The sequence below is a fragment of the Rhodoferax sp. RT5P35 genome, assembly GCF_056521385.1.
Window position 1 is genome coordinate 55500 of sequence record NZ_JBWMAX010000020.1, and the last position, 6917, is coordinate 62416.

The 6917-nt window shown below is 62.0% G+C and carries 6 protein-coding genes; 2 read left to right on the forward strand and 4 right to left on the reverse strand.

All coding sequences use genetic code 11. The features are described 5' to 3' along the window. Nucleotide 1: 1 nt before the first annotated feature. Nucleotides 2-1069 carry an A/G-specific adenine glycosylase gene (gene mutY, locus AC097L_RS22465; protein ID WP_479588944.1) on the forward strand — a complete coding sequence of 356 codons (1068 nt, stop codon included), beginning with the start codon at nt 2-4 and terminating at the stop codon, nt 1067-1069. 48 nt (nt 1070-1117) lie between these two features. Here mutY and rapZ read toward each other — a convergent pair whose 3' ends face one another. From rapZ to AC097L_RS22480, 3 genes are read right to left on the reverse strand one after another with little or no spacing between them, the layout of a single operon-like run. Next, on the reverse strand, nt 1118-2020 hold the full coding sequence (rapZ, locus tag AC097L_RS22470; protein WP_479588945.1) for an RNase adapter RapZ: 903 nt from the start codon (nt 2018-2020) through the stop codon (nt 1118-1120). Further along, a complete protein-coding gene (recN, locus tag AC097L_RS22475; RefSeq protein WP_479588946.1) occupies nt 2017-3672 on the reverse strand; it encodes a DNA repair protein RecN in 1656 nt (551 codons plus the stop codon). The genes rapZ and recN overlap by 4 nt, the downstream gene beginning before the upstream one ends. Before the next feature lie 21 nt (nt 3673-3693). Continuing rightward, entirely contained in the window at nt 3694-4587 is an 894-nt protein-coding gene (locus tag AC097L_RS22480; protein ID WP_479588947.1) for an NAD kinase, read from the reverse strand. A gap of 28 nt (nt 4588-4615) precedes the next feature. On the opposite strand from AC097L_RS22480, the gene hrcA reads away from it, so the two are divergent. After that, nucleotides 4616-5620, forward strand: a complete 1005-nt coding sequence (hrcA, locus tag AC097L_RS22485; RefSeq protein WP_479588948.1) for a heat-inducible transcriptional repressor HrcA — start codon at nt 4616-4618, stop codon at nt 5618-5620. Between the two features lie 722 nt (nt 5621-6342). Here hrcA and AC097L_RS22490 read toward each other — a convergent pair. Then, nucleotides 6343-6651 carry a hypothetical protein gene (locus tag AC097L_RS22490; protein WP_479588949.1) on the reverse strand — a complete coding sequence of 103 codons (309 nt, stop codon included), beginning with the start codon at nt 6649-6651 and terminating at the stop codon, nt 6343-6345. Nucleotides 6652-6917: the final 266 nt, after the last annotated feature.

A 6917-nucleotide genomic window follows, 5' to 3' on the forward strand; every position in this document is an offset into this window, starting at 1 on the left:
TATGACGGCAGTTTTAGAGGCGGCGTACGCAGCCCCCCAGGCGGTAGCCACGGCCTTCGCCTCCCAGGTGATCCAGTGGCAAAAGACCCATGGCCGCAATAGCCTGCCCTGGCAAAACACCCAGGACCCGTACCGCGTGTGGCTATCGGAAATCATGCTGCAGCAGACCCAGGTCAGCTCGGTACTGGAATACTTTCCGCGCTTTTTGGCCCGCTTTCCCGACGTGCAAAGCCTGGCCGCTGCCAGCCTGGACGACGTGCTGGGCTTGTGGAGCGGTCTGGGCTACTACAGCCGCGCCCGCAACCTGTACCGCTGCGCCCAACAGGTGGTGGCGGTGCACGGCGGGCGTTTTCCGCCTACCGCCGAGTTGCTGCAAACTCTGCCGGGCGTCGGCCGCTCCACTGCCGCCGCCATTGCCTCGTTTTGCTACGGCGAAAGGGCTGCCATTCTGGATGCCAACGTCAAGCGCGTGCTGACCCGGGTGCTGGGTTTTGGGGCCGACTTGGCCGTGGCCGCCAATGAACGCGCGCTGTGGGACCAGGCCACCGCTTTGCTGCCCGCCCAGGCCGGGCTGGACACCATGCCGCGCTACACCCAGGGCCTGATGGACCTGGGGGCTACGGTGTGCGCACCGCGCCAGCCTACCTGCCTGCTGTGCCCGGTACAGCCGGTGTGCAAGGCCCAGCGCGAGGGCGCGCCAGAAAAATACCCCGTCAAAACCCGCAAGCTCAAGCGCAGCACCGAATCCTGGTGGCTGCTGTGGGCGCAAGATGCCGCCGGGCGTGTGTGGCTGCAGCGGCGGCCCGATGCGGGCGTGTGGGCGGGGTTGTACTGTCTGCCGGTGTTCGACAGCCGTGAGGCCCTGGCTGCGTCGGTGGGGGCTGCGGTGTTGGATGACTTGCCCGTGTTTCTGCACGTGCTGACGCACAAGGATTTGTACCTGCACCCGGTGCAAATCCAGTGGCCGCAGGATGCGCGCCCCGGCCTGCACGGTGACTGGGTTGAGGCCCAGCGCTGGGTTGACATGGGTTTGCCCGCACCCATCCGTAAACTCTTGTCTGCTACTTAATTTATAGCTAATGGCGTAGGTATTGACTACGCTAGAGGCCTAAAAGGCTTAAAAAACGGTGGCGCCACCTGATAGAGGCGGGAGGTCGCCCCGCGCATCCAGTTCGCGGTGCCGCTTCAGTGTGACCCAGCGCTTGCCGAAAGCCGCTGCCAGTTGCTCCACCAGATACACCGAGCGGTGCTGCCCGCCGGTGCAGCCAATGCCCACCGTCACGTAGCTGCGGTGGTCGCGCGCCAGGGGCTCCAGCCAGTGGGTCAAAAACTTGTCAATGTGGTTGAACATCTGCGCCACGTCGGGGCTTTGGCGCAAAAACGCCGCCACCGCGTCGTCCCGCCCGGTCAGGGCGCGCAGGTCGGGTTCGTAGTGCGGGTTGGGCAGCATGCGCACGTCGAACACAAAGTCGGCATCCACCGGAATGCCGCGCTTGAAGGCGAAGGACTCAAACACCAGCGTCAGCTGCGCCTCGGGTGCGGCGATCAGCGACTTGATGTAGCCCTGTAGCTGCGAGGCGCGGATGAAGCTGGTGTCGATCACGTGGGCTTTTTCGCGCAGGTCGGCCAGCAGCTCGCGCTCCAACTCTATGGCTTCAACCAGGGCGTGTTGCTGGTCGATGCGCTCGGAGCGCGAAAGCGGGTGCTTGCGGCGCGTTTCGGAGTAGCGGCGAACCAGCGTGTCGGTGGCCGAGTCCAGAAACAGCGATTTGATGTGCACCCCCTGCTTGCGCAGCGTCTCCAGGTGCTGAGGCACCAGGGGCAGGGCAGTGGCGCTGCGCACATCCATGGCGATGGCCACCTTTTTCGCGCCCTGGGTCTGCTCCAGCTTCACGAAGCTCAGCAGCAGTTCGGGCGGCAGGTTGTCTACGCAGTAATAGCCCGCGTCTTCCAGTGCGTGCAGGGCGACCGACTTGCCCGAGCCGGACATCCCTGTGATCAAAACAATTTCAAGTTTCATGGCTCGCCTAGCATCTCCTTGGCATGGGCCAGCGTAGTGCTGGATAGTTTTTCGCCTCCGAGCATGCGCGCAACTTCGGCCACGCGTTGTTCGCCCAGTACCAAGGCCACGCTGCTGACTGTGCTTTTGCCGTCGCGCTGCTTGGCCACCACCAGGTGGTGGTCGGCACAGGCGGCGACCTGGGGCAGGTGGGTGACGGCCAGTACCTGGCGGTCGCGGCCCAGCTGCTTCATCAGGCGGCCCACGGTTTCGGCCACGGCACCGCCCACGCCGGAATCTACCTCGTCAAAAATCAGGGTTTGCGCCGTGCCCAGCTCGCTGGTAGTGACCGCAATGGCCAGCGCGATGCGTGACAGCTCGCCGCCAGAGGCCACCTTGCCCACCGCGCGCGGTGTGCTGCCTGCGTGCCCGGCCACCAGAAACTGCACTTCTTCCAGCCCGCTGGCGCTGGGCTCTATCTTTTGCAGCACCACTTGGAACTGGCCACCCTGCATGCCCAGGCCCTGCATGGCCAGGGTGATGGCCTTGGCCAGGCGGGGGGCAGCCAGGGCGCGGGCTTTGCCCAGCGCCGTGGCCTCGGCGCGGTAGGCGGCCTGGGCCTTGCGCTCGGCGGCCTCCAGGGCCTGGCTGTCGGCGGCAGCGTCCAGCCGGGCCAGCTCGGTTTTCCACGTGGCCAGCAGTGCGGGCAGCTCGGCGGGAGTGCGTTTGTAGCGCCGGGCCAGCGACACCCATTGGGACAGGCGGTCGTCCAGCGCGTCCAGCCGGGCCGGGTCCTGCTCGGTTTTGCGCAGGGTGGCGTGCAGCGAATGGGCGGCATCTTCGGCCTGCGCCAGGCTGGATGCCAAAACCTCGGCAAGCGCAGCATATTCGGGCGCTATGTGCTCTTGATTGTGTAGCGCAGTGTGGGCGCGGGACAAGCCGGCCAAGGCGCCCGAATCTTCACCGGCATCGTCTCCTTCCAGCGCGTCGATGGCGGTTTGCACTGCATCCAGCAGGGCTTGGGTATGGGATAGGCGGGTGTGCTCGGCGTTGAGCTCGCTCCACTCGTCGGCACCGGGGTTGAGCTTGCCCACTTCACCAATCTGCCAGGCCAGGCGCTCCTGCTCTTGCTGCAGCGAGTCGCACGCGGCCTGGGCATCGGCCAGGGCTTTCTGGGCACTGCGCCACTGGGTCCACAACGCCTCTAGTGCGCGGGTGCTGCTGCCTGCGTAGGCATCCAGCAGGCTGCGCACGGTGTCGGGGCGGGTCAGGCTTTGCCAGGCGTGCTGGCCGTGGATGTCGAGCAGTTGGTCGCCGATCTCGCGCAACTGGGTGGCGGTGGCGGGGCTGCCGTTGATCCAGGAGCGGCTTTTGCCTTGCGCGTCGACAGTACGGCGCAGCAGCAGGCTGTCGGCCTGGTCAAACCCGGCCGTGTCCAGCCAGCGGCTGATGGCGGGCAGGCTGTCGAATTCTGCGCTGATGTCGGCCCGGGCCGCGCCTTCGCGCACCGTGCCCGCATCGGCGCGGCTGCCCAGGGCCAGTTGCAGCGCGTCGATCAGGATGGATTTGCCCGCGCCGGTTTCGCCGGTGAGCACGCTGAAGCCGGTGTCCAGCTCCAGATCCAGCTCGCGCACGATCACAAAGTCGCGCAGGGTGATGCGTTTCAAAGCCATATGTTCACCGTCGTCATAACTTTAAGAGCCTTCATTCCAGTGGAGTTTGCGGCGCAAGGTGTCAAAGTAGCTCCAGCCCTGGGGGTGCAAAAAGCGAGCTCGGTGCTCGGAGCGGCGCACGACGATGCGGTCGCCGTGCTGCAGCGAGGCCAGCGACTGCATGTCGAAGTTGGCGCTGGCATCGCGCCCTGCTACTAATTCAATAGCTACTTCTGCAGCATCTGCAAGCACAATCGGCCTATTTGTCAATGTGTGTGGGGCAATCGGCACCATCACCCAGCCGGGGATGGACGGGTGCATTAGCGGCCCGCCCGCCGAGAGCGAATAGGCGGTGGAGCCGGTGGGCGTGGCGATGATCAGGCCGTCTGCCCGCTGGTTCGCCACCAGGCGGCCATCCACCTCCACGCGCAGCTCCAGCATGCCCGAGGTGGCGCCGCGGTTCACCACCACGTCGTTCAGCGCCAGCGCGTCAAACACGCACACACCGGCGCGCATCACGCGGGCGTGCATCAGGCTGCGGTGGTCTTCCTCGAAGGTGCCATGCAGCATCGGCAGCAGGGTGGATGCGTAGGACTCGATCGGAATGTCGGTAATAAACCCCAGCCGTCCCTGGTTGATGCCCATCAGCGCCACCCCGTAGCGGGCCAGTTGGCGGCCAATGCCCAGCATGGTGCCGTCGCCACCCACCACCAGCCCCAGGTCGCAGCGCTGGCCAATGGCCGCGATATCCAGCGCCGGGTAGCCGGTCAGGCCGGTGTTGGCCACGGTTTCCGCATCCACCACCACCTCGCAGCCCTGGCTGGTTAAAAACTGTGCAATCTCTTCCAGTATCTGGCGCGACGAGGCGTTGGCTGCGTAAGTGCCCGGCGCGGCGTATTTGCCGAAGAGCGCAACGTGACGGAATTGTGATTTCATGCACAAATTACATCACTAAAATATAGCCATGCTCGATGAACGTGCCAAGTTGTTAATGAAAGCGCTGGTCGAGCGCTATATCGCCGATGGCCAGCCCATAGGCTCGCGCACGCTCTCCAAAGCCTCGGGGCTGGACCTGTCGCCCGCCACCATCCGCAACGTGATGTCCGACCTGGAAGAACTGGGCCTGATCGTCAGCCCGCACACCTCGTCGGGGCGCATCCCCACGGCGCGCGGCTACCGGTTGTTTGTGGACACCATGCTCACCGCGCAGCCCGGCCCGCTGGCGCATCCCAAGCTGGTCGCCGAGCAGCCGCAAAAGGTCATCGTTAACGCGGCCAATCTGCTGTCTAGCTTGTCGCAGTTTGTGGGCGTGGTGATGGCACCGCGGCGCACCTCGGTGTTTCGGCATATTGAATTTTTACGCCTGTCGGACAAGCGCTTTTTGGTTATCATCGTCTCGCCCGAAGGCGATGTGCAAAACCGCGTGATCTTCACCGAAGTCGACTACACCTCTTCGCAGTTGGTGGAAGCCGCCAACTACCTCAACGGCCACTACGCCGGCCTGTCCATCGAGCAGGTGCGCGAACGCCTGAAGAACGAAGTCGAAACCCTGCGCGGCGAAATCGCCAGCCTGATGCAGGCCGCCGTCAACGCCAGCTCCGACGCACTCACCCGCGAGCAGGACGAGGTGGTCATTTCCGGCGAACGCAATCTGCTGGCCGTGAGCGACTTCTCCAGCGACATGGGCCACCTGCGCCGCGCCTTTGACCTGTTCGAGCAAAAAACCCAGATCATGCGGCTCTTGGACATCTCCAGCCAGGCCGAAGGCGTACGCATCTACATTGGCGGCGAAAGCCAGGTCGTGCCGTTCGAAGAACTGTCCATCGTCAGCGCCCCCTACGAGGTAGACGGTCAGATCGTCGGCACCCTGGGCGTGATCGGCCCCACCCGCATGGCCTACGACCGCATGATCCAGATCGTGGACATTACCTCCAAGCTGGTCAGCAACGCGCTAAGCCACCAGAAGTAGTAGCTTTTACCCGCAGTAAAATGTCGAGTTGTGTGGGGCATTAGCTCAGTTGGTTAGAGCAGAGGACTCATAATCAATGGGTGTCGCGAAATAAACTTAGATGCCATTTTTCGCCGTCGCTGACAACATCAAGCGCAAGGTATTGATCTAAAAGAACTTATGCAAAAATTGATAGGAAGTAGAGCGGGTGCGAAGCGTTGTTGATTTCCCATATAGAGGGAGTTCTGCAACCTCATTGCAACCGGCATCTGCTTTGATAGCGGCGTCACGGACTCAGGTCCGGCTACCGTTGAAGTTTTGTTGTGTAGAAAGTGGGCCGTTAGCTCAGTTGGTTAGAGCAGAGGACTCATCGAATAGGTGACCCTGGTGTGAGAGCGCCAGTGGAAAACCGGGTGAACTCAGGGAAACCGTCAGCCTCGTCAAAAAAGGCCCGGCAATCCTGAGCCAAGCTCGCTGAAGGCAAGTCGTAAGACTGGTAAGCGAGAAGGTGCAGAGACTAGGGTGTGAGGAGCCAATCCGATAAGCACCCCACGAGCGCCCGGCACCCTTACATGCGACCTAGGTCGTGATGCGGGTGATGAGATAGTCCAGGGAATAGGGAAACCTATACAAACCTGAATCCTTTGGTCGTTGGTTCAAGTCCAACACGGCCCACCATTTTCTACATGTGTATCTGTCAACATCGACCGACCATCGGACGTCTCAAGCAACAAAACGCGGAGTCAGTGCGGCGATTGAATGGCGTCGCGGATACCCCATAAAAACATACCTGCTCCGAGCAGAAGAGCACAGGCCACATAGAACCAGAAGCTCACACGGGCCTCGTCGCGATCTATTGGCGATGAGTAGCGAGTACTTACCCAGCCGTTTTGAATTGCGAACACGCCGAAGCCAAAAGGTATCGGTGCGCCAAGTATCAAATCGAGCGGGGTAGATGTTTGTCTCTCAAAGCCACCGTGTCTTACCAGAACCATCACGATCACGAAGATCATGTATCCGATCATCAGGTTGCGCTGGGTTTTGCTGTACATACCTTCACCGTTACACCGTTAGATTGCGAAGTGACTCACCTGACAAGCTTACCGCTAATTGGCTGCCCAGAAGCTTCGTAGCTACTAGGCGTCAATCAGCATGCTTGATTTAACAATGTAACGGTCTGTCCTGGTCTGATGAATTCGTCCACACAGATAGGTGCAAATCACCTGGGTAGTAAAAGTGACGAAATCGAAACGAAGAGTCTTTGACGCGAGCTTCAAACTGCAAGTTGTTGAGATGATCCGGGCGCAAGGCCTGGGCA

What these genes read in the sequence shown, in the direction of transcription:
- recN (WP_479588946.1), bottom strand. Translation starts at nt 3,672, where the DNA reads ATGGCTTTGAAACGCATCACCCTGCGCGACTTTGTGATCGTGCGCGAG.
- AC097L_RS22480 (WP_479588947.1), bottom strand. Translation starts at nt 4,587, where the DNA reads ATGAAATCACAATTCCGTCACGTTGCGCTCTTCGGCAAATACGCCGCG.
- AC097L_RS22490 (WP_479588949.1), bottom strand. Translation starts at nt 6,651, where the DNA reads ATGTACAGCAAAACCCAGCGCAACCTGATGATCGGATACATGATCTTC.
- mutY (WP_479588944.1), top strand. Translation starts at nt 2, where the DNA reads ATGACGGCAGTTTTAGAGGCGGCGTACGCAGCCCCCCAGGCGGTAGCC.
- hrcA (WP_479588948.1), top strand. Translation starts at nt 4,616, where the DNA reads ATGCTCGATGAACGTGCCAAGTTGTTAATGAAAGCGCTGGTCGAGCGC.
- rapZ (WP_479588945.1), bottom strand. Translation starts at nt 2,020, where the DNA reads ATGAAACTTGAAATTGTTTTGATCACAGGGATGTCCGGCTCGGGCAAG.